The organism is Sphingomonas xinjiangensis, from assembly GCF_014199255.1.
GTDB lineage: Bacteria > Pseudomonadota > Alphaproteobacteria > Sphingomonadales > Sphingomonadaceae > Sphingomonas > Sphingomonas xinjiangensis.
In genome coordinates this window covers 254,059-273,833 of record NZ_JACIJF010000004.1, presented here as the reverse complement: position 1 = coordinate 273,833, position 19,775 = coordinate 254,059, and the positions used below count along the sequence as shown (strand labels likewise).

The following is a 19,775-nucleotide window of genomic DNA, read 5'->3' as shown; positions in this document are numbered from 1 at the left end:
CGCCACGCTTAACTGCGCCAAACCTCGGAGATCCGCATGCGCAAGTCCCTCGTCGCTCTACTCGCCGCCACCACTCTCGCCACCGCAAGCCATGCGCAGCAGATTCCCTTCAACGACATTCCTCCAAACTTCACCGCCCCCAACCAGGCGAACGACTATGTCCGCCGCGAAGTCATGGTCCCCATGCGCGACGGCACCAAGCTTTTCACCGTCGTCATGATTCCCAAGGGCGTCCGCAACGCGCCCATCCTCCTCACCCGCACGCCCTATAACGCCGCCGGCCGCACCCGCCGCATCGGCAGCACCAAGATGGTGTCGATGCTGAGCGAGGGTGACGAGGTTTTCGTGAAAGCCGGCTATATCCGCGTCTTCCAGGACATCCGCGGCAAATACGGCTCCGAAGGCGATTATGTCGTCACCCGCCCACCAGTGGGCCCGCTCAACCCCACGGAGGTCGATCACACCACAGACGCGTGGGATACGATCGACTGGCTGGTGAAGAACACGCCCGAGAGTAACGGCAAGGTCGGCATGCTCGGCTCGTCCTATGAAGGCTTCACCGTGGTCATGGCGCTGCTAAACCCGCATCCAGCGCTTAAGGTCGCCGCACCCGAAAGCCCGATGGTCGATGGCTGGATGGGGGACGACTGGTTCCACCACGGCGCCTTCCGCCTCGCCAATATCGGCTGGATCGCCAGCCAGACCGGCTACAAGGGCGCGGGCAAGTCGCCCCCCAGTGGCGGCTATGACGATTACGAAACCTTCCGCCGCGTCGGATCGGCGGGCGATTGGGCCAAGCAGTTCGGTTACGACCAGCTGCCATTCTGGAACCGAATGGCAGCGCACCCCGCATACGACGCCTTCTGGCAGGGGCAGGCGCTCGACAAGCTGCTCGCGAAGAATCCGTCCAACGTTCCTACGCTTTGGGAACAGGGCCTGTGGGACCAGGAGGACATGTACGGCGCCATCCACGCCTTCGAGGAGCTCCAGAAAACGCCGCAAGCGAACAGCAACTTCCTCCTCATGGGCCCGTGGCGCCACTCAGGCTTCAATTATAATGGCTCGTCGCTTGGCGTGCTGAATTTCGAAGGGGACACGGCCCTGCAAGCCCGCCGCGACGTGCTGTTGCCCTTCTTCAACGCCTATCTGAAGGACGGCTCTCCCGCCTTCACCCCGCCCAAGGCGATGCTCTACAACACCGGCGAGAACCGCTGGGACCGCTACGAACAGTGGCCGCTCACCAGCAAGCTCACCCCCATCTACCTTCAGGCGGGCTCAAGCCTCGGCTTCGCGCCTGCGGGCAGGGGTGAGGACAGCTATGTCTCCGATCCCGACAAGCCCGTCCCGCACTTGCCGCGCCCGGTGAACTTCGGCGACGGCCGTTGGAAAACATATCTGCTATGGGACCAGCGCTTCGTTGACGGTCGCCCCGACGTGCTGACTTATTCGACGCCCGTCCTCGACAGGCCAGTCCGCGTCACCGGTGCCCCGATCGCCGATATCTTCGCGAAGACGACCGGTACCGATGGCGACTTCGTCGTCAAGGTGATCGACGTCTATCCTGACGAGATGGCAAACACCCCCGAAATGGGCGGTTACCAGCTTCCGATCAGCATGGACATTTTCCGCGGCCGATACCGCAACAGCTTCGCGAACCCGACGCCAATCCCGGCGAACAAGGTCCAGGAGTATAAGTTCCGGCTGCCCGCGGTGAATCATGTCTTCCAACCGGGTCACCGCATCATGATCCAGATCCAGTCTTCGCAGTTTCCGGTCTATGACCGCAACCCGCAGAAGTACGTTCCGAACATCTTCTTCGCCAAAAAGGCGGATTACCAGAAGGCTACGGTGTCGATCGTCCATGGCGGCGCACAGTCGAGCAGCGTAATGCTGCCGGTCGTGCCGCTGGATTCGCCAACGAAATAGCGGGACGTCTCCAAGGGAGGGGCAGATGGTCAGGGGGATGTGGATCGGTCTGGCAGTCGTGGCGCTTCCCGCGCCAGCTGCGGCAAAGGAACAGGCGCCGGAGGTGCTCAAGCGCACCGGTGCCTGGATCGCCGACTATGATGACGACGCCTGCCATCTCGCGGCGCAATTCGGTGACGTCAAGAACCCGGTCGTGTTGCGGATAACGCGGTACGAGCCGAGTGAAAGCTTCATGCTGGGCCTGTATGGCCGCCGGGTCTCTTCGACGGAGCTACGCACCAAGGTGAAGCTCGACTTCGGGTTGTCTGCGGAGCCGATCGAGGTGGAGAGCGTGAACGGCAATGCGGGCAAGCTAAAGGCGCTGTGGGTCAGCGGCGTGCGCTTCGACAATGGGTGGAGCGAACGGGACGGGAACGCGCCTGCTCTCACTCCGGAACGCGAAGCGTCGATCTCGGGCCTGACCGTGACCTTGCAGCACCGAAAGCCGTTCCGACTGGATTTTGGCGGATTTGGCAAGGCGATGGCGCAGCTCCGCGCGTGCCAGACTCATCTGGTCAAGAGTTGGGGCTACGATCCGGAGGAGCAGGCGAGTCTGAGCCGTCCCGCTAGGGGAAGGCAAGCGCCTGCCCAGTGGCTCAGTGCCAGCGATTACCCGATGCAGGCTGTCAGGATGGGCCATAATGGCTTCGTCCAATTCCGGCTCGACGTGGATGAGACTGGCAAGATCACCGGTTGCCACGTCTTGGACCGGACGAACCCGGATGATTTCGCCGACTTGACCTGTAAGTTGGTGGCGCGCCGCGCAAAACTGGAGCCGGCGCTGAACGCGGCAGGCAAACCCGTCCGCTCGTACATCGTGCAGCGGGTGACTTGGCAAGTAGCCAGTTGAGGTTGAGGCCTATTGCCGTAGCGAGATCAACGACTCCGCGCACACCTTGGAGTCCGCCACCGCCGACGTGAATCGCTCAACCACCCGCCGCATCCGTTGTAGCGCAATCCAGCACTTGCCGGAGTGTCCACTACATCGCTATTCCCAGTGATACTTCCCGGGAATGATGCGAGTGGGCTACCCGGCAACGGATCACTGGCGTTACAACAAAATCAAAGCATTTGGACAGAGCATTGCCCCTTGCGGCCGCTGTGCTGCCATCTGGACCATCAACATCCCCTTTTCGCGGCTCCACGGGAGGCGAGTGGTTGCTGACACGCGGTCGGATGCAGCGCAAGTTCAGCTTGAACGCGGTAGGATCATGCCGTGAACCTCTTTGAGAAAGCGAACGTGATGCTGCGGGCCTCCTCGGCCATGAGCGCCGTGGCAATGACTCTCTGGGCCGCCCCCGTGCTGGCGCAGGAGGTGCCGCCCGTTTCCACACCTGCTCCGCCGCCACCGACAGAGGGAGCATTGCCGGGCGTTGTTCCGGAGCGATTCACCCTCGCGCCACCGAAGCCTACGCCAGCGCCTGATCCGACACCCGACGCAACCGCCCCGCCGAGCGCCGAGCCGGCGTTTCAAGCGGAGCGGCAGGTGGCACCGGAGTCGCAGCGCGCGGAGCGAGCTTCTCCGCAACCGGTGCAATCACCGCAGCCGCAGCCGCAGCCGCCAACTGCCACCGCACCGACGCCTACCCCACCGCCTCAGCAGTCGGAAGTGCCAGCGTCGCTTTCGCAACCCGACATCGCTCCGACACCAGCCGTGGACGCTTCGAGCTCCCGCGATCTGCCTGCATGGCTATGGGCACTGATCGGCGGAGCCGCAGTCGCGCTTGGGTTTGTGGGCTATCGCCAGCTTGGCCGGCGGACTGTCGAGGACGAGGAGGTCGTTCAACAAGAAGCAGTCTTGCCGCAGCCTGCCCCGGTCCCACGCAAGCTGCCGGGTATATCGCCGCCTGCGGAAAAGCCGGCCGTACCGTCGCTGCCCGCCGGAGGGCGAGAGGATCCTTTCGACATCCGGCTGCGTCCACAGCGGCTGAGCGTGACGACGGATGAGGTGATCATCGAACTCGAACTTCTGCTCGGGAATCGCCAGCTCGGGCCGGCGGAGAATGTACGGGTTCAATTAACGATGCTGAGCGCAAATCCAGAGCAGGATCGCCACTCTGCTGCGTATCACGCGGCAACGGTGCTTGGGGATGGCGTGGTCCCGCCGTTCGATCTGGCGTCGGCGTCTGGCGGGCGCATACCGGTGCGCCTGTCGCTGCCGCGGCGGGCGCTGCACGTCGTTCAACTGGCGGCCAAGCCAATGTTCGTGCCGATGGTATTTGTCGACGTTAGATGGCGTTCCGGTATCTCGATCCGACGATTTGGCGCCGACTTCCTGATCGGAACTTCAGGGCAGGGAGGCAAGCTTGGGCCGATCTGGCTCGATCGCCCCGTTGCTGGGCCGTTCGCTGCTACGCGCTACTTTCCCAAGGCGGCTGCCGCGGCCTGAGAGGGAAGGACTGTATCGCAGAAGTTGCGTGTGCAGCTCTTATGCGGGTTCGCCGAAGCGGCGGCTCTGCCCCGTTCATGAAAAAAAGGGCGGCTCCGTTGGGAGCCGCCCTTCCTTTTCGCTGCGGTGTGCAGCTGACGCTTACTTGACCTCGACGGTCGCGCCAGCTTCTTCCAGCTGCTTCTTGATCTTCTCGGCTTCGTCCTTCGACACGCCTTCCTTGACGGCCTTCGGAGCGCCTTCGACGAGTGCCTTGGCTTCGGTCAGGCCGAGCGAGGTGATCGCGCGGACTTCCTTGATGACGTTGATCTTCTTGCCACCGTCGCCGGTGAGGATCACGTCGAACTCGGTCTGCTCTTCAGCAGCCGGAGCAGCGGCGCCGCCGCCAGCAGCCGGAGCAGCTGCAACAGCAGCAGCGGCCGAGACGCCCCACTTCTCTTCGAGCAGCTTCGACAGCTCGGCTGCTTCGAGAACGGTCAGCTCGGACAGCTGGTCGACGATTGCGTTAAGGTCAGCCATGATAAACTCCAATCAAATCAGATAGGTTGTTGAATATTGGTCTCGAAAGAAGGGGCCGCTCAGGCGGCTTCCTTCTCCGCATATGCCGAAAGGACGCGCGCAATCTGCGCGGCCGGCGCCTGGGTGATGGTTGCGATCTTGGTCGCGGGAGCGACGATGAGCCCCACGATCTTGGCACGCAGTTCATCCAGCGACGGCATCGTCGCGAGCGCTTTCACGCCCTCCACATCAAGCAGCGTCGCGCCCATTGCTCCGCCGACGATCTCGAGCTTGTCGTTCGTCTTGGCGAATTCCGCGATGACCTTGGCAGCAGCCACGGGATCGGTGGAAGTGGCGAGCGCCGTCGGACCCGTGAGCAGGTCCGAGATCACCGAATAATCGGTGCCCTCAGCGGCAATCTTGGCAAGCTTGTTCTTCGAGACCCTGTAGCTCGCACCGGCGTCGCGCATCTTGTTGCGGAGGTCCGTCGACTGCTTGACGGTCATCCCGAGATTGCGGGTGACAACCACCACGCCAACCTCGCTAAAGGTGCGGTTCAGCTCGGCAACGGCATCGGCCTTCTGGGAACGATCCATGCCGGTCTCCTCGTTATGGAGCCTCGAAAGGCTCCGGTTACACAAGTCCGAGGGGCACGATCGTCAGCCGGAGATTGGACCCTGGCATGACCCGGAGGCGCCGCTAGTGCGGCACTCCGTGAACTCTGTCCCCGTCTTGGCGAGAAATTAAGACCGGCAGATCCCGGTCACTCGCTGTCTCGGACGGAACGCATGGGCGCAAGCACCCAGGCGAAGCGGCGCTGATAGCGATACTCCCATGAAAGTCAATTGCCTCTGTCGCTTGCCCAGTCCGGTTAATGTGCGATCACGGTGTGCCCCGGCGGCACAGCCGCGAAGTGGGGCTGGGCAGGGCGCGTATCGGCGCGATATCGTGCCGCATGACTGAGCTTTACGCGCGCCTAGCGAACTTCACCCGAACGAGTCGGCTGCTGATGCTGCTGGCACTGCTGCTGCCAATATTCCTTGCCGCACCTGCTCGCGCCGCGGACGTACCGATCGTCACGGAGATACTCGCCCCCGACGCCGACTTGGCGGAAGGGGAGTATCTTTGGGAACCAGCGCGAGCAACTGTCGGGCGGATCGAGATCGTCGCCGACATCGCGCGGGACCGGCTGTATGTCTATCGCGGCGGCGTGGAGATCGGGCGGACGATCCTGATCTACGGCAATGATGACAAGCCGACGCCACTGGGATCGTTTAAGATTCTGGAGAAGGACCGCGACCATATCTCCAACATCTACCATGCGCCAATGCCTTACATGCTCCGGCTAACCTGGACTGGCATTGCACTGCACGGAAGCGGGGACACGGTCGACAACCGTTACGCCACCCATGGCTGCATCGGCCTGCCTGACGAATTCGCCGCTCTGCTGTTTCGCGCGGCGAAGCTGGGCGATCGAGTGACGGTGACTCGGAACTGGTTGCCGCAATTTTACGGCTAGAACGCTGGTGCGGACGAAAAAAGGGCCGGGATCGCTCCCGGCCCTTTCTGATCCGACGCTATGAAGCAATCAGACGGCGGCGACTTCCGCCGTATCGATCTTAACGCCCGGACCCATCGAGGACGAAAGCGCGACCTTTTTCAGGTACTTGCCCTTGGCGCCGGTCGGCTTGGCCTTAACGACCGCGTCGACCAGAGCGTCGAAGTTCGCGCGCAGGTCCTCAGCCGGGAACGATGCCTTGCCGATACCGGAGTGGATGATGCCGGCCTTTTCGACGCGGTACTCGACCTGACCGCCCTTCGCTGCTTCCACAGCGGCGGCGACGTTCATGGTCACGGTGCCAAGCTTCGGGTTCGGCATCAGGCCCTTGGGACCAAGCACCTTACCGAGGCGGCCGACAAGGCCCATCATGTCCGGAGTTGCGATACAGCGATCGAAGTCGATCTTGCCGCCCTGAATGGCTTCCATCAGGTCCTCGGCGCCGACGACGTCCGCGCCGGCGGCGGTGGCTTCCTCAGCCTTGGCGCCGCGGGCGAACACGCCAACGCGCACGGTCTTGCCGGTGCCCTTGGGCAGAGTCACGACGCCGCGGACCATCTGGTCTGCGTGACGTGGATCAACGCCCAGGTTCAGCGCGACTTCGACGGTCTCGTCAAACTTCGCGGTTGCGTTGGACTTCACCAGCGCGATCGCTTCGTCGACACCGTGCAGCTTCTCGGCCGGGATCGTCCAGTTCTTCTGCTTCTTGGTCAGCTTAGCCATGTTCTCAGCCCTCCACCACTTCGAGGCCCATCGCGCGGGCGGAGCCTTCGATGATCTTGGTCGCTGCCTCGATGTCGTTGGCGTTCAGGTCCTTCATCTTCGCGGTCGCGATCTCGGAAAGCTGCGAGCGCTTGATCTTTCCGGCAGAAACCTTCCCCGGCTCCTTCGAACCGGACTTCAGGTTCGCGGCCTTCTTGATGAGGTAGGTCGCGGGAGGCGTCTTGGTCTCGAACGAGAATGAACGGTCCGCATAGACGGTGATGACGGTGGGAAGGGGGGTGCCCTTTTCCTGGTCGCCGGTCTGCGCGTTGAACGCCTTGCAGAATTCCATGATGTTCACGCCGCGCTGACCCAGGGCAGGGCCGATCGGAGGCGACGGATTTGCGGCGCCAGCGGGCACCTGCAACTTGATATAGCCGGTAATCTTCTTTGCCATGTCACTCTCTTTCAGGGGCTTTGGCGGCCCCGATCAAGTTTAGCGGTTCAGGCGGATGCTGAGGCATCCTCCCGCACGTGTTTCCATTGCTGTGGCTTTGGAAGTGCGCGCCCATAGCGCAGAAGTTGCTGGCAGGCAATCGCATTGATTTACAAGAAGTCGGTGCGAGCCCCGCTCTCCCTTCTTGGCACTCGGACTTGATCCGATCCGAAGGGGAGGATGCCGCCGGTGGGGGTGAAAACGAGAAAGGCCGGAGCTTTCGCCCCGACCTCTAGATCCCGTGAACCCATTCAGGCGCTCACTTCACGCGTTCGACGTCCTCGAAGCCCAGTTCCAGCGGAGTGGCGCGGCCGAAGATCGAGATCGACACCTTGACGCGGTTCTTGTCGTAGTCGAGCTCCTCAACCACGCCCGAGAAGGTTGCGAAGTTGCCGCTGGTGACCTTGACGGTGTCGCCGATGTCGTAATCGACCTTGAGCTTCGCCTTGGGTGCGGCTGCCGCAGCTTCATCCTTGGTGTTCAGGATGCGCGCGGCTTCCGCCTCGCTGATCGGCTGGGGCTTGCCCGACGAGCCAAGGAAGCCGGTGACCTTTGGCGTGTTCTTCACCAAGTGATACACGTCGTCGTTCATCTCGAGCTTGGCGAGGACATAGCCGGGGAAGAACTTGCGTTCCGACTGCACCTTCTTGCCGCGGCGGACTTCCGTAACGGTCTCCGTCGGTACTTCAACTGCGTCGACGAGGCGGTCGAGGCCCAGACGCGTGGCGTCGGCCATGATCTGGTCGCGTACCTTGCCCTCAAAACCCGAATAAGCGTGGATGATGTACCAGCGCGACATCTGTTGATCCTTACTGCGCGAGGCTAAGGAGGAAGCGGACGATCGCGTCGAACATCGCGTCCACGCCGAAGAAGAACATGCCGAGGAGGGTGGTCATGATCACAACCATCACGCCGGTCATGACCGTCTCGCGGCGCGAGGGCCACACGATCTTCTTGGTCTCGGCCTGGACCTGTTTCACGAATTCGACGGGACTGGTCTTGGCCACCGCTGGCTATCCTCGCTTCAAACTTGTTCCTTGAGCGAGGCATGGGTCCGCTGCCGGACCCTTCCAAAAGGAGCCGGCGCTTTCCCATCACGCTGTCGGATTGGGTTGGGTACCTAGCGACGTGGGGCGCGGAAAGCAAGCGGGGTGGTGGACGGCCGCTTGCGGCGTTTCATGCCGAGGCATGAGGTCGTAAAGAAAGTAAAAGGTTCCCGCGGAGGTGTGGAGGCGCAGGGAGGTTCGTCGCGCTGCCGCGCAAACTACGCGCTTCCTCGCGTGGCAACATGTCAGAGATAGGCGACCGCGGCGAAGCCGGCGGCCAGGAGGATCAGGAAACCCCAGGCGAAATAGTTCAGCCGCTTCTCGATAAAGGCCTGCACGGGCTCGCCGAAGCGCTTGAGCAACGCAGCGATTATGAAGAAGCGAGCGCCGCGGGTGATCGTTGCGAGGATCACGAAAAGCGGGAAGTTAAACTGGGCGATGCCGCTGGCGATAGTCACTAGCTTGAACGGGATCGGTGTCAGCCCTTTCAGCAGGATGATCGCGGCGCCGTATTGGCCGTACATCGCCTGAAATTGCCCGACCTTGTCTTGCATGTGGTACAGGTTGATTACCCACTGACCGATGCTCTCCAGCAGGAAATAGCCGATCGCGTAGCCGAACATGCCGCCGATCACGGAGGCGGCCGTGCAGATCGCGGCGATGCGAAATGCCTGTTCGCGGCGCGCGAGCACCATCGGCACCATCATTACGTCCGGTGGGATTGGGAAGAAGCTGCTTTCCGCGAAAGAAATCGCCGCAAGGCTGCGCATCGCGTGGCGATGATGCGCCATGCGCAAGACCCAGTCGTACATCGCGCGAAACATGCAGTCTCCGGAATAGATCGTTGCGAGCAGCATCTGCCCTATTCGCAGGTGCAGCGGAAGCGCGAATGCGCCATCGGAGGAGATAAGGCTTTGAGCTTGTGTCCGGCTTGCATATGCCGCCTCCCGCACGAGAGGTGAGGGTCACCGCCGTCAGCACCTATTTTGCCGGGACACGACGTAATGTCTCGCGGAACATAGCGACCGAAAGTAGTGAAAGCGCAGTTCTGCGGCTCGGCTCGATTGCTACCTTGATCCGAGAGCGCTTCCATTACGTCACGGACGACACTAGCGCGCGCTCACGCAACTGGGCTGGTCGGGATCATTCCAGCAATCTTCGCGGCTAATGCGTCGATCGCGAAAGGCTTGGTGATCATGCTCATGTTGGTACCAAGAAAGCCCGAGCGTATCGCCGCATTCTCGGCGTAGCCCGTCACGAAGAGGATCGGCAAGTCGGGGCGATGCTCACGGGCGAGCTCCGCGAGTTGGCGTCCATTCATGCCCGGGAGCCCGACGTCGGAGATCAGAAGATCCAAATGGCGTTCGGACGAGAGCACCGGCAGCGCCTCTGCTGCGTCCCGCGCTTCAACAATGTTGTAGCGCAATTCCTCCAGCACGGCGCGAACAAGCAGGCGCACTGATTCGTCGTCCTCAACCAGAAGAACGGCTTGCCCGCTTCCTTCGATCGCGGCGGGCGTAGTGTCATCGACGACCGCCCGCTCTTCCAGCGTGGAAGCGGGAAGGAACAGCTTCACTGACGTGCCCTGCCCCGGCTGGCTGTGGACGCGCACCTGCCCGCCGGACTGCTGGGCGAAACCGTAGATCATTGAGAGCCCCAGCCCTGTGCCCTGGCCAACCGGCTTGGTCGAGAAGAATGGCTCGAAGATCCGGTCGAGCAGATCGGGTGCGATGCCTACGCCGGTGTCCGACACCGCGACGACGATATATCGGCCGGGGCTGATCTCCGGGCGGGCGGACGCGTACGCGACGTCCACTTCGACCTCGCTTGTTTCAATCGTCAACGCGCCGCCCTGCGGCATGGCGTCGCGCGCATTGATGACAAGGTTGAGGATCGCGTTCTCGAGCTGATTGGCGTCTGTAGTGGCTTGAGGCAGACCCGGGCCGGGCACCACCCTGAGCGTGATATTCTCCCTGACCGAGCGCTGCAGCAGGTCCTGCAATGAGGCGATCAGGGTGTTGACGTCGATCGGACGAATGTCGAGCGATTGTCGCCGCGAGAACGCCAAGAGGCGGGCGGTCAGCGCGGCAGCACGCTGCGCAGAGCTGGACGCTGCATCCATGAAGCGCGCGAGGTCGTCGGTTCTTCCTGCGGCAAGGCGGCGCTTCATGATGTCCATGGCGCCGATGACGCCGGTTAACATGTTGTTGAAATCGTGCGCGATGCCGCCCGTAAGCTGCCCGACCGCCTCCATCTTCTGGCTTTGGCGCAATGCGGTTTCCGCGCTGGTCCGACGCTCCATCTCGCTATGAAGCGCCTCGGTCCGCTCGGCGACCCTGCGCTCCAGTTCCTCCTCAGCTTCTCGCCGCTCGGTGATATCGAGCGCAAAGATGTAGAAGCCGTCGACCGCGCCGGTCGAGGCACGCCGTGGCAGGTACCGAATTTCCGCGTCCCGACGTCGACCGTCACGATGCGGCCAAGACAGTTCGATACGAACCTCATCGCCGGACAGCGCCTGGCGCATCGCCGCCTCGCGAACGGCGAAACCTTCTTTGCCGACGATCTCACGAACATCCCGACCGATCACCTCGTCGGGAGACATGTACATCCAATGCTCATACGCCTTGTTGGCAAAGCGGTAGCGAAGATCCGAGTCAACGAAGCCGATCAACACGGGCAGCGCATCCGCCACCAGTCGCAACTCCGCTTCGCCTGCTTCAGTCGCCCGACGCGCCGCATCCACCTCCAGCAAGCGGTCGCGGGATTCGAACTGCTTCTGGCGCGAACGCATCGCGGATGCGATCGTGCTGGTTAGCGACGCTGAACCGATCGGGCGCTCAAGGACGATCGCATTGGTGAAAGAAGCGATCAATGCCACTCGGCTCTTCTCGATTGCCTGCGGGTGCCCCGCCCGGCGGGCAGCAAGCAATACGATCGGCACGTCAGACCAGGCAGGTTGAGCGGCGAGCGACCATTCAAGCTGCTGTCGATCTCCGGCCAACGCTTCCTCCGTCAGGAGAATGACACCCACCTGATCGTCAAGATTGGCGGCGACGGAGGCCAAGTCTGGGCAGGTTTCAGCATTGTAGCCATGCGCTGCAAGCAACTCGCGCGCGCTTTCGGCATCGCGCCCGAAAGGTGCCATGATCAGGATCTTGCTGCCCTCGGGGGCGGTCCGATGGCCCAAAGCTAGCGTGCTTCCAGAAGAGGCGCCCGCTCACCGGTATATTCCGGTGTCCCCGTGAGCACGCCCTTGAAGTCTACCAGCGGCTCACCCACGCGGACGCCTTGTGCATCGATCCGCAGTTCGCGGATCGCGTCCTCATGCGGCCCCGCTCGATTTTTCAGGATGGAGATCGCCTTGCGCAATCTCCCCTGCGCCTCGAAGAAGCGCAGCATGATTACAGCATCGGAGACATAGGAGATGTTCAGGTTCGTCGCCATCGTACCCAACAATCCCTGCTGCGGGTTGATGAGGAACGTCACTACGCCGCGCTGGCTCAGATATGAGAGCAGCTCGTGTATTTGCAGGATCAACTGCTGCTCCTGCGGCATGGCCGCGAGATAGCCGTTCAGGCTGTCGACCACGATCATCTTGACCCCGCGATTTTCCACTTCGCGTTGAACGAGTGCTGCGAACTCGCCGGGCGCGACCTCGGCCGGGTCGATCTGCTGGATGACCAGGCACCCGCTGTCGACATGTTTCTGAAGGTCGAGGCCGAACGCCGTGGCGCGCGCCATCAACGTGCCTATCCGCTCGTCGAATTCATAGATGGTCGAGCATTCGCCGCGTTCGCACGCGGCATAGACATATTGAAGCGCGATAGTGGTCTTGCCAGTGCCGGCAGGCCCCGTGACCAATGTGCTTGAGCCCCGCAGCGGCCCGCCGCTCATCAGCGCGTCGAGTGCGCCCACGCCGCTCGGCACCGGGTCGCCAACGAAGCTGCTGTGATGCTCGGCCGCTATCAAGCGTGGATAGATGTCGAGGCCACCCTTCTTGATCGTGAAATCATGATATCCCGCCGTGAAGTCGATGCCGCGCATCTTCTGAACCTGCAGCCGGCGGCGCGCGGCGCCGAAATCTAGCGTCAGCCGTTCGAGTGTGACGACGCCATGGCAGAGGCTGTGAAGGTGCGTATCGCCGCCGCAATCGCGAGAGCCAGTCAGGTCGTCGACTAGGATCACGGTCGATTTCCGCCCGGCAAAGAACTGCTTCAGCGCCAGTACCTGACGCCGATACCGAAGCGGATCCTGGGCCAACAACCGCATTTCCGACAGGCTGTCGAACACCACCCGGCAAGGTTGAATGCGCTCGACTTCCTCCTGGATCAGCTTAACCGTCCCGCTGAGCTCCATTTCCCACGAGTGAAGGATTGATTGCTCGCGCCCTGTTCCGAGCACGTCGTCAGCGGAGTTAAGCTCGAAGACATCGAATTCGTCGAGGTTCCACCCGTGCGACGCAGCGACGACGGCGAGTTCCTCCCTCGTCTCGGATAGCGTGATATACAGCGCCTTTTCGCCACGACGAACGGCCTCGCGCAAGAACTGGAGCGCAAGCGTCGTTTTGCCGGAGCCCGGCGCACCCTCAAGAAGATAAAGCCTGTTAGCCGGCAGCCCGCCACGCAGGATGGTGTCTAGGCCGTCATTGCCGGTCCGTATGATATCTGGTGTCGCCATCGCCGCAATCGTCATGAGGTTCAATTGCGCTTTAGCGTCTGGGGATTTGAATAGATAGCTGACCTGGAACGCTGCCGATCCGGCATGATGCCCTTCGGCTTGGTCTATTGACCTACCCGTCGGTCCACCGGGTCACCCTTATTCTGGAAATCCGACAGCGAATTGCTAACATGGATCAAGGTCGATGTCGGCAACAGCCGAACTTGGCAGGGGCGCTCGGATTCGAACCGAGGGCCTTCGGTTTTGGAGACCGACGCTCTAACCAGCTGAGCTACGCCCCTGTGCGGTTGGCGGCTTTAACGGGCCCTGGCGAACTCGGCAAGAGCGATCATGCGGCGACCGATCCACCAACTTGCCGCGTCGCGAGAATCCGCGCCTCCTGCACCGGAAGCGGGCGGCCGAAATAATAGCCCTGAACCTTGGAGCAGCCGAGTTGCTGGACCATGAGGTGCTCGTCCTCAGTCTCTACCCCCTCCGCAGTCGTGGCCATGCCCAGGCTATCGGCGAGCGCCACCACCGCGCGGATGATGGCGATAGCTTCCTTGGTTCCTTTCGAGGCGCCCTGGACGAAGCTGCGGTCGATCTTGATCGAGCTGAAGCGGGTATGGGCGAGATAGCCGAGGGATGAATAGCCGGTGCCGAAATCGTCGAGGCTGAGACGGACGCCGAGATCGAGAATACGCTCCAGGACCTGAGTTGCCTGGGTACCTTCGCGCATGAAGACGCTCTCTGTGACTTCAAGCTCGAGTCGTTCGGGTGGCAATCCGGACTGCGCCAGCGCCTGCGCCACGACGGACACGAAGGCAGGATTGTGCAGCTGTTCGGGACTGACGTTGACTGCGACCCGCACGGGCAGGTCCCAGCGCGCAGCCTCGGCACAGGCGGTACGTAAAACCCATTCGCCGATCGGCGCAATCAGGCGGGCTTCCTCGGCAAGTGGTACGAATTTGGCGGGGGAGATGTTACCCAGTTCAGGGTGCTGCCAACGCAACAACGCTTCGAAGCCGGTCAGCTGGCCAGTCGCGGCGTTGACGACGGGCTGATATTGCAGGTGCATCTCCCGGTTCTCGACTGCGCCACGCAGTGCGATTTCAAGGACTCGGCGTTCCTCGGCCACGACATGGAGCTGCGGTTCATACGCATGGTATACGCCACCCCCTGCGTCTTTGGAGCGGTACAGTGCGAGATCGGCGGAGCGGATCAGCATCTCGGCACTGCGGCCGTCGCGCGGCCCGATGGCGAGCCCCACCGACGCGCCGATGTAGAGTGTATGCTGGTCGACCTCATACGGGCGCGAAAGCACTTCAATGATCGTGTGGGCGAGCCGTTCGGTACGGGCGGTATCAGTTGCGTCGCGCACGACCACTGCGAACTCGTCGCCGCCAAGCCGGCCGATCATCTCGTTTTCGCTCACCAGCGTCTGAAGACGTTCTGACACACGGCCCAGCAGGCGGTCACCGACTGGGTGGCCCAGCGTGTCGTTGACAGCCTTGAAGCGGTCAAGGTCGATCATCATGAATGCGCAGCGCGAGCTCCAGCGGTCGGCCTCTTGCATGGCGCGCTGAAGCGTTTCGTTGATGAGCAGGCGGTTTGGCAAGCCGGTGAGCGTGTCGAACCGTGCCATCTTGTTGATCTTATCGGCCGAGCGGCGCTGCTCGGTGACGTCGGAGCCCACCCCTCGGAAGCCGCAAAACGCGCCGCGCTCATCGAAGCGGGGGGATGCCGACATCTCCCACCAATATTCCTCGCCATCGACAAAGACCGGGAGCAACAGGTCGCGGAAGGACTCCCGACTTTTTAGCTTATCGGCGAGTTCGCGAAGGCCCGCGGAGAAATTGCCTGCTTCCCAAGTGGGGCCGGCGAGCACCTGAAGGAAAGGCGTGCCGTTCATGGTCATCGGGTCGACGCCGAGCGACACCGCAAAGCGCGGGTTGGCGCGGACGATTCGCCGCTGCGCGTCGATCTCCCACAGCCAGTCCGACCCGTTCTCCTCGAATTCTCGGAGCAGCAGGCTAACGGTTTCGTCGCGTTCGGCCAATGCGATCTCGTGGGCGCGAATCACCACGAGCGACTTGCCCCGACCAATGGTTGCGATGGCGAGTAGCACGGTGAAGAGCCCCGCCGCGCAGGCGAGTACCGGCGACGCGATCAACAGCAGGGTGAGCGCGATCGACGCGCCGACAAGGGTGACAAAGGCGATGGTGGCGAGCGGCAATGCCGCCATCGCCACTGCAGACGCGGTCATCAGAAGCGACAGGATCACCCAGAGCCCCAGTGCCACCATGGCATTGGCATGGTGACCGAAGGCGAGCGGGAGGATCGACCAGGCGATCCCCAGCGCCACGCCTTCATAGGCGGTGTCCCGCACGCCCTTGAGCTCAGCGGTGAGCGCATTGCGGTGGCGGTCGGAGAGCCGCCGGAAAGCCACCACGCAGCTGACGACCCCGACCAGCACCGCCCAGCCAGCGAGCTGCCACATCGGCACCAGCGGCGTCAGCAGCAGCGTTATCATCGACGCGCCGATCAAATTGGCGGCGAGCATGAACAGTGCAAGCTGGCTGCCGGCATGCAGTTGCGCGGCGCGAATGCGGCCCCAATTCGTGGCGTCTGCCGGGTCCCGAAGGCCGAGCAGAGCGCGGGCATCGATGTGCGGCTTTGCGAACTGGGAACTGGTCTGGCTGGTCACTCGAGCGGTGTACGCCGGGGAAGTTAGCGAGTGGTTGCGATGGGCCGTGAGAAGCCTGTTTTTCAGCGAAGCATGCTTTTCAGCAGCCGCGCCGCAGCGTCAGGCGGCGATGTCATAAGGTTTGATGTCGCCGTTCAGGTAAAGATTTCGAGCTTTGGCACGGCTGAGTTTACCCGAGCTGGTGCGAGGTAGGGTGCGGGGTGGCACGAGTTCGATGACACAGTTCATGCCCGTAACTGAGCGTACGCGCTCGCGAATCTCATCCCGCAGGCGGACGCGCTCCTTCTCATCGGAGGTGCGGCATTGGACCAGCACGGCGGGTGTTTCCTCGCCGCCCGGCGTCGTTATTGCGAAGGCGGCGATGTCGCCCTGCTTGAAACCCGGAAGCTGCTCGACAGCCCATTCGATGTCCTGGGGCCAGTGATTGCGGCCATTGACGATGATCATGTCCTTCGCGCGCCCGACGATATAGACGTAACCCTCTGAGATATACCCCATATCCCCGGTGTCCAGCCAACCGTTTTTCATGCAGGCCTCGGTCGAATCAGGGTCGCGGAAATAGCCGGTCATAACCGAAGGGCCGCGGCACCAAACCTTGCCGATTGCCTTTTCAGGAAGCGGCGTGCCGTCTTCCTCACGAATCTCGACTTCCATGTCCTTCACGGGCTTGCCGCAGTTGACGATGGCGCGAAAACGCTGCGGCCGTCCAGCACGTTGTGAGCCGCCCGACAGCTGCGTTTCCTCGACCAGTTCGACGATGATGCCTTCCCCCGGTGGCATGATCGACACGGCAAGAGTCGCTTCGGCCAAGCCGTAGCTTGGCAGGAAAGCAGTGGCCTTGAACCCGGCGTCGGCAAAGGCGTCGACGAAGGACTGCATTACGTCCGGGCGGATCATGTCGGCGCCATTGCCCGCTACCCGCCAGCGCGATAGGTCGAACCGATCCGACGCGCGCGTCTGGCTGGACATACGGCGTGCGCAAATGTCGTAGCCGAATGTGGGCGAATAAGACAGGGTGGTGCCGCTGTTGCGGCTGATTAGATCGAGCCAGGCGAGCGGGCGCCGCGCAAAATCCTCAGTCTTTAGATAGTCGGTGGAAACCTGATTTGCGACGACCGAGAGGAAGCAACCGACCAGGCCCATGTCGTGGTACCAGGGCAGCCAGGATACGCAGCGGTCGGTTTCAACCAGCTGCATCCCGTGGCTATGCGCCGACAAGTTGTTGAGCAGCGCGTGATGCGTGATCGCCACGCCATGCGGAAAGCGCGTGGAGCCGCTGGAATATTGCAGATACGCTATATCCATAGTGTCGGCCTGCGGCAGCATTGCCTGTGTCGCGGCACGGCTGCCGAACTCGGACCAGTCGACCCCGTTCACATCAGAAATGCGCGCGGCCTCGGCGCACATCGCGCCGATCTCCGGCGGGTAGATCAGCATGCTCGGATCACAGCTGTCGAGCTGAACCCGAAGCTGGTCGATATAGGACTGCGCTCCGCCAAAGCTGGTGGGTAGCGGAAGCGGCACGGGCCAGGCGCCGGCGTAGATGACCCCGAAGAACAGCGAGGCAAACTCGACGCCGGTTTCGGCAATCAAGGCAATGCGGTCCTGCGGTTTCACGCCGGCCTCGATCAAGCGATAGGCTTGAAGCAGCGCGTCCTGACGGAGCTCCGAAAAAGGGTAGGGCCGGACGAGATTGCCACGCGCATCGTGAAAGTTCAGGCCGCGCTGGCCCGTGGCGGCATAATCTAGGGCATCACCCAACGTGGCAAAATCGGCGAACCGACGCGGCAGGGCATCCTCGGTAGCCGTAGGGACAAGCATTGCAGGCTCAGCCTGGCTGTCGAGTGGTACCTTAACGTCCAAATTCATTCTTACTCTCATGCCCCTGCATGCTGCAGACCGATCTCGACCACCATGCATTAACTGCATCGGCTCTGCTCTGCACTATCGTTCAAAATCGGTTGCCACTGTGGCACAATCATGGCGCATGCCGCGAACGAAAGCCACACCCCCTCCGCTAGACCCTTCAAGCCTTGAGGGGCTCGCGCTGCGCTATGTCGAGCGATATGCGACGACACGGGGCAGGCTAACCAGTTATTTGCGACGGAAGCTGCGCGAGCGCGGATGGGGCGGGGAAGAAGAGGCTGCACCCGAGCTCCTGGCAGAGCGGATGGCGGAACTCGGATATGTGAATGACCGTCTTTATGCGGAGAGCAAGGCCGGCGCGATGGCCCGGCGCGGGCTCGGCGGCAGGCGAGTGGAGGGAGCGCTCCGCCATTCCGGGGTCATCGGAGAAGATGCCGAGCACATTGCTACGCTGATCGAGGCGGAGGCGGTTCCAAGCGCGCTCGCCTTTGCCCGACGCAAGCGGATCGGGCCCTTTGCAACTACACAAGCTGAGAGGCCCCTTCAGGAAAAGCAACTCGGTGCCATGCTGCGGGCCGGACATGCACTGACGCTTTCACGCGCTATCGTCCGCATGGCGCCGGGTGACGACGTGGAATGGATGCTTGTCCCCGATCGGGACTGATAAGCATAAAGCAGTTCCATTTCGAGAAACTGCTGTGATACCGTGGGTTCTTAGGGGGCAACAATAATGCGTGCTGATTCACAGCTTGCGCCTAGTGACGGGCGCATCTTGCGGGCAGTGACTGACGAGGGGGGCGCTTCTTCGGAGTCCGCTAGGGGGGAACCGGGAGAGGCTGTCTATGCAGCGACAGTTAAATGGTTCGACGTCACGCGCGGTTTCGGATTCCTGATCGCCGACGATCCTGCAATCGGCGACATATTGATCCATTTTAGCGTGCTTCAGGAACATGGTCGCCGCAGTCTGCCCGAGGGGGCCCGTGTCGAATGTGTCGCGGTGCGGCGCCAACGCGGGCTTCAGGCGCGAGAAATTCGCTCGATCGACGTGACTAACGCCATTGAACCGGCAAAGCGTCCAAACGACCGAGTCGACCGGTTGAAGTTGGTTGAGACTGCGGGACCGTTCGTCACCGTGACGGTGAAATGGTTCAATCGGCTGAAGGGCTATGGCTTCGTGGTGCGCGACAGCGACTCCGCCGACATATTCGTGCACATGGAGACGCTGCGTTTAGGTCATGTGGAGGATGTGGAACCGGGCGATCCGCTAAGAGCGCGCATTGTCGAAGGGGACAAGGGGCCTCTGGTAGTAGCCGTCGAAAGGGTTGATTGACGTGACGGTAAGGACGCGGCGGTGGGTCGGGACCGCTGCCTTGGGAGCACTGGCTGCCTGTGGCGGATTGAGCGTCCACGGCACTTCTGCTCAGACGGCGCGGTCCACTGCCGCATCGACTATCGTCACGATCCAAAGTGCGACGGGTTCTCACCGCTTCCGTGTGGAAATCGCACGGACGCACGCGCAGCAGGATCGCGGGCTGATGTTCCGCACCGACATCTCGCCGGACGGCGGCATGTTGTTCGCGCCCTATCCCGCTGAAGGTCCGCCGCGGGAGGCCAGCTTTTGGATGAAGAACACGCCTAGCCCGCTCGACATCCTGTTCATCCGGCCGAACGGAACAATCGCGGCAATTGCTTCGAACGTGGCGCCTTTCTCGGAGACGCCCGTCAAATCGGGCGAGCCCGTAAGCGCGGTGCTTGAGATCAGCGGCGGGAAAGCGGCGCAGCACGGCATCCGCGTGGGCGACAAAGTGCGTTGGGCGCCTGCTTCCCGGTAAGTTGTGACGGCGCAGGGGGGGGCGCGTGCTGGTGCGCATCGGCAGTTGCCCGCCGCACTA

General features: G+C 62.3%; 18 protein-coding genes and 1 tRNA gene. 7 read left to right on the top strand and 12 right to left on the bottom strand.

Annotated features, from left to right (window positions below):
* Positions 1–36: 36 nt before the first annotated feature.
* The 3 genes from FHT02_RS09390 to FHT02_RS09380 all read left to right on the top strand — a co-directional run bounded on the left by FHT02_RS09390 (position 37) and on the right by FHT02_RS09380 (position 4,354).
* On the top strand, positions 37–1,926 hold the full coding sequence (locus FHT02_RS09390; RefSeq protein ID WP_184086784.1) for a CocE/NonD family hydrolase: 1,890 nt from the start codon (positions 37–39) through the stop codon (positions 1,924–1,926).
* Positions 1,927–1,951: 25 nt separating this feature from the next.
* Complete coding sequence (locus tag FHT02_RS09385) at positions 1,952–2,815, top strand: TonB family protein (protein WP_184086782.1); 864 nt, start codon at positions 1,952–1,954, stop codon at positions 2,813–2,815.
* 882 nt (positions 2,816–3,697) lie between these two features.
* On the top strand, positions 3,698–4,354 hold the full coding sequence (locus FHT02_RS09380; RefSeq protein ID WP_221239390.1) for a hypothetical protein: 657 nt from the start codon (positions 3,698–3,700) through the stop codon (positions 4,352–4,354).
* Positions 4,355–4,495: 141 nt separating this feature from the next.
* Here FHT02_RS09380 and rplL read toward each other — a convergent pair whose 3' ends face one another.
* A complete protein-coding gene (gene rplL / locus FHT02_RS09375; RefSeq protein WP_184086779.1) occupies positions 4,496–4,873 on the bottom strand; it encodes a 50S ribosomal protein L7/L12 in 378 nt (125 codons plus the stop codon).
* A gap of 59 nt (positions 4,874–4,932) precedes the next feature.
* Positions 4,933–5,448, bottom strand: a complete 516-nt coding sequence (rplJ, locus tag FHT02_RS09370) for a 50S ribosomal protein L10 (protein WP_184086777.1) — start codon at positions 5,446–5,448, stop codon at positions 4,933–4,935.
* Positions 5,449–5,807: 359 nt separating this feature from the next.
* On the opposite strand from rplJ, the gene FHT02_RS09365 reads away from it, so the two are divergent.
* Positions 5,808–6,371: a L,D-transpeptidase family protein gene (locus FHT02_RS09365; RefSeq protein ID WP_246352283.1), complete on the top strand. Its 564-nt coding sequence runs from the start codon at positions 5,808–5,810 to the stop codon at positions 6,369–6,371.
* Positions 6,372–6,440: 69 nt separating this feature from the next.
* On the opposite strand, the gene rplA is transcribed toward FHT02_RS09365, so the two are convergent.
* The 10 genes from rplA to FHT02_RS09315 form a co-directional block, all read right to left on the bottom strand.
* Positions 6,441–7,133, bottom strand: coding sequence for a 50S ribosomal protein L1 (gene rplA, locus FHT02_RS09360; RefSeq protein ID WP_184086775.1), 693 nt, complete (start codon positions 7,131–7,133; stop codon positions 6,441–6,443).
* Positions 7,134–7,137: 4 nt separating this feature from the next.
* Positions 7,138–7,569: a 50S ribosomal protein L11 gene (gene rplK / locus FHT02_RS09355; RefSeq protein WP_184086773.1), complete on the bottom strand. Its 432-nt coding sequence runs from the start codon at positions 7,567–7,569 to the stop codon at positions 7,138–7,140.
* A 298-nt stretch (positions 7,570–7,867) separates the two neighbouring features.
* Positions 7,868–8,407: a transcription termination/antitermination protein NusG gene (nusG, locus tag FHT02_RS09350; protein ID WP_184086771.1), complete on the bottom strand. Its 540-nt coding sequence runs from the start codon at positions 8,405–8,407 to the stop codon at positions 7,868–7,870.
* A gap of 10 nt (positions 8,408–8,417) precedes the next feature.
* Positions 8,418–8,615: a preprotein translocase subunit SecE gene (gene secE / locus FHT02_RS09345; protein WP_184086769.1), complete on the bottom strand. Its 198-nt coding sequence runs from the start codon at positions 8,613–8,615 to the stop codon at positions 8,418–8,420.
* A 284-nt stretch (positions 8,616–8,899) separates the two neighbouring features.
* Positions 8,900–9,511: a YqaA family protein gene (locus tag FHT02_RS09340; RefSeq protein ID WP_246352282.1), complete on the bottom strand. Its 612-nt coding sequence runs from the start codon at positions 9,509–9,511 to the stop codon at positions 8,900–8,902.
* Between the two features lie 263 nt (positions 9,512–9,774).
* The gene (locus tag FHT02_RS09335) at positions 9,775–11,799 is read right to left on the bottom strand and encodes a PAS domain-containing protein (protein WP_184086767.1); all 2,025 of its coding nucleotides are present in this window, start codon (positions 11,797–11,799) and stop codon (positions 9,775–9,777) included.
* Between the two features lie 44 nt (positions 11,800–11,843).
* The gene (locus FHT02_RS09330; protein ID WP_246352281.1) at positions 11,844–13,346 is read right to left on the bottom strand and encodes an ATPase domain-containing protein; all 1,503 of its coding nucleotides are present in this window, start codon (positions 13,344–13,346) and stop codon (positions 11,844–11,846) included.
* Positions 13,347–13,535: 189 nt separating this feature from the next.
* A tRNA-Trp gene (locus FHT02_RS09325) sits at positions 13,536–13,612 on the bottom strand.
* A gap of 47 nt (positions 13,613–13,659) precedes the next feature.
* Positions 13,660–16,017, bottom strand: coding sequence for an EAL domain-containing protein (locus FHT02_RS09320; RefSeq protein ID WP_184086765.1), 2,358 nt, complete (start codon positions 16,015–16,017; stop codon positions 13,660–13,662).
* Positions 16,018–16,116: 99 nt separating this feature from the next.
* Positions 16,117–17,886, bottom strand: coding sequence for a fatty acyl-AMP ligase (locus FHT02_RS09315; RefSeq protein ID WP_184086763.1), 1,770 nt, complete (start codon positions 17,884–17,886; stop codon positions 16,117–16,119).
* Positions 17,887–18,004: 118 nt separating this feature from the next.
* Between FHT02_RS09315 and FHT02_RS09310 the strand changes: the two genes are divergently transcribed.
* The 3 genes from FHT02_RS09310 to FHT02_RS09300 all read left to right on the top strand — a co-directional run bounded on the left by FHT02_RS09310 (position 18,005) and on the right by FHT02_RS09300 (position 19,715).
* On the top strand, positions 18,005–18,547 hold the full coding sequence (locus FHT02_RS09310) for a regulatory protein RecX (protein WP_184086761.1): 543 nt from the start codon (positions 18,005–18,007) through the stop codon (positions 18,545–18,547).
* A 66-nt stretch (positions 18,548–18,613) separates the two neighbouring features.
* Positions 18,614–19,213: a cold-shock protein gene (locus FHT02_RS09305; protein WP_184086759.1), complete on the top strand. Its 600-nt coding sequence runs from the start codon at positions 18,614–18,616 to the stop codon at positions 19,211–19,213.
* A gap of 67 nt (positions 19,214–19,280) precedes the next feature.
* Complete coding sequence (locus FHT02_RS09300; RefSeq protein ID WP_246352312.1) at positions 19,281–19,715, top strand: DUF192 domain-containing protein; 435 nt, start codon at positions 19,281–19,283, stop codon at positions 19,713–19,715.
* Positions 19,716–19,775: the final 60 nt, after the last annotated feature.

Excerpts from the sequence above, each read along its gene's own strand:
- FHT02_RS09390 (WP_184086784.1), top strand. The coding sequence starts at position 37 with ATGCGCAAGTCCCTCGTCGCTCTACTCGCCGCCACCACTCTCGCCACC.
- FHT02_RS09385 (WP_184086782.1), top strand. The coding sequence starts at position 1,952 with ATGGTCAGGGGGATGTGGATCGGTCTGGCAGTCGTGGCGCTTCCCGCG.
- rplL (WP_184086779.1), bottom strand. The coding sequence starts at position 4,873 with ATGGCTGACCTTAACGCAATCGTCGACCAGCTGTCCGAGCTGACCGTT.
- rplJ (WP_184086777.1), bottom strand. The coding sequence starts at position 5,448 with ATGGATCGTTCCCAGAAGGCCGATGCCGTTGCCGAGCTGAACCGCACC.
- FHT02_RS09365 (WP_246352283.1), top strand. The coding sequence starts at position 5,808 with ATGACTGAGCTTTACGCGCGCCTAGCGAACTTCACCCGAACGAGTCGG.
- rplA (WP_184086775.1), bottom strand. The coding sequence starts at position 7,133 with ATGGCTAAGCTGACCAAGAAGCAGAAGAACTGGACGATCCCGGCCGAG.
- rplK (WP_184086773.1), bottom strand. The coding sequence starts at position 7,569 with ATGGCAAAGAAGATTACCGGCTATATCAAGTTGCAGGTGCCCGCTGGC.
- nusG (WP_184086771.1), bottom strand. The coding sequence starts at position 8,407 with ATGTCGCGCTGGTACATCATCCACGCTTATTCGGGTTTTGAGGGCAAG.
- FHT02_RS09340 (WP_246352282.1), bottom strand. The coding sequence starts at position 9,511 with ATGCTGCTCGCAACGATCTATTCCGGAGACTGCATGTTTCGCGCGATG.
- FHT02_RS09335 (WP_184086767.1), bottom strand. The coding sequence starts at position 11,799 with ATGGCACCTTTCGGGCGCGATGCCGAAAGCGCGCGCGAGTTGCTTGCA.
- FHT02_RS09330 (WP_246352281.1), bottom strand. The coding sequence starts at position 13,346 with ATGACGATTGCGGCGATGGCGACACCAGATATCATACGGACCGGCAAT.
- FHT02_RS09315 (WP_184086763.1), bottom strand. The coding sequence starts at position 17,886 with ATGAATTTGGACGTTAAGGTACCACTCGACAGCCAGGCTGAGCCTGCA.
- FHT02_RS09310 (WP_184086761.1), top strand. The coding sequence starts at position 18,005 with ATGCCGCGAACGAAAGCCACACCCCCTCCGCTAGACCCTTCAAGCCTT.
- FHT02_RS09305 (WP_184086759.1), top strand. The coding sequence starts at position 18,614 with ATGCGTGCTGATTCACAGCTTGCGCCTAGTGACGGGCGCATCTTGCGG.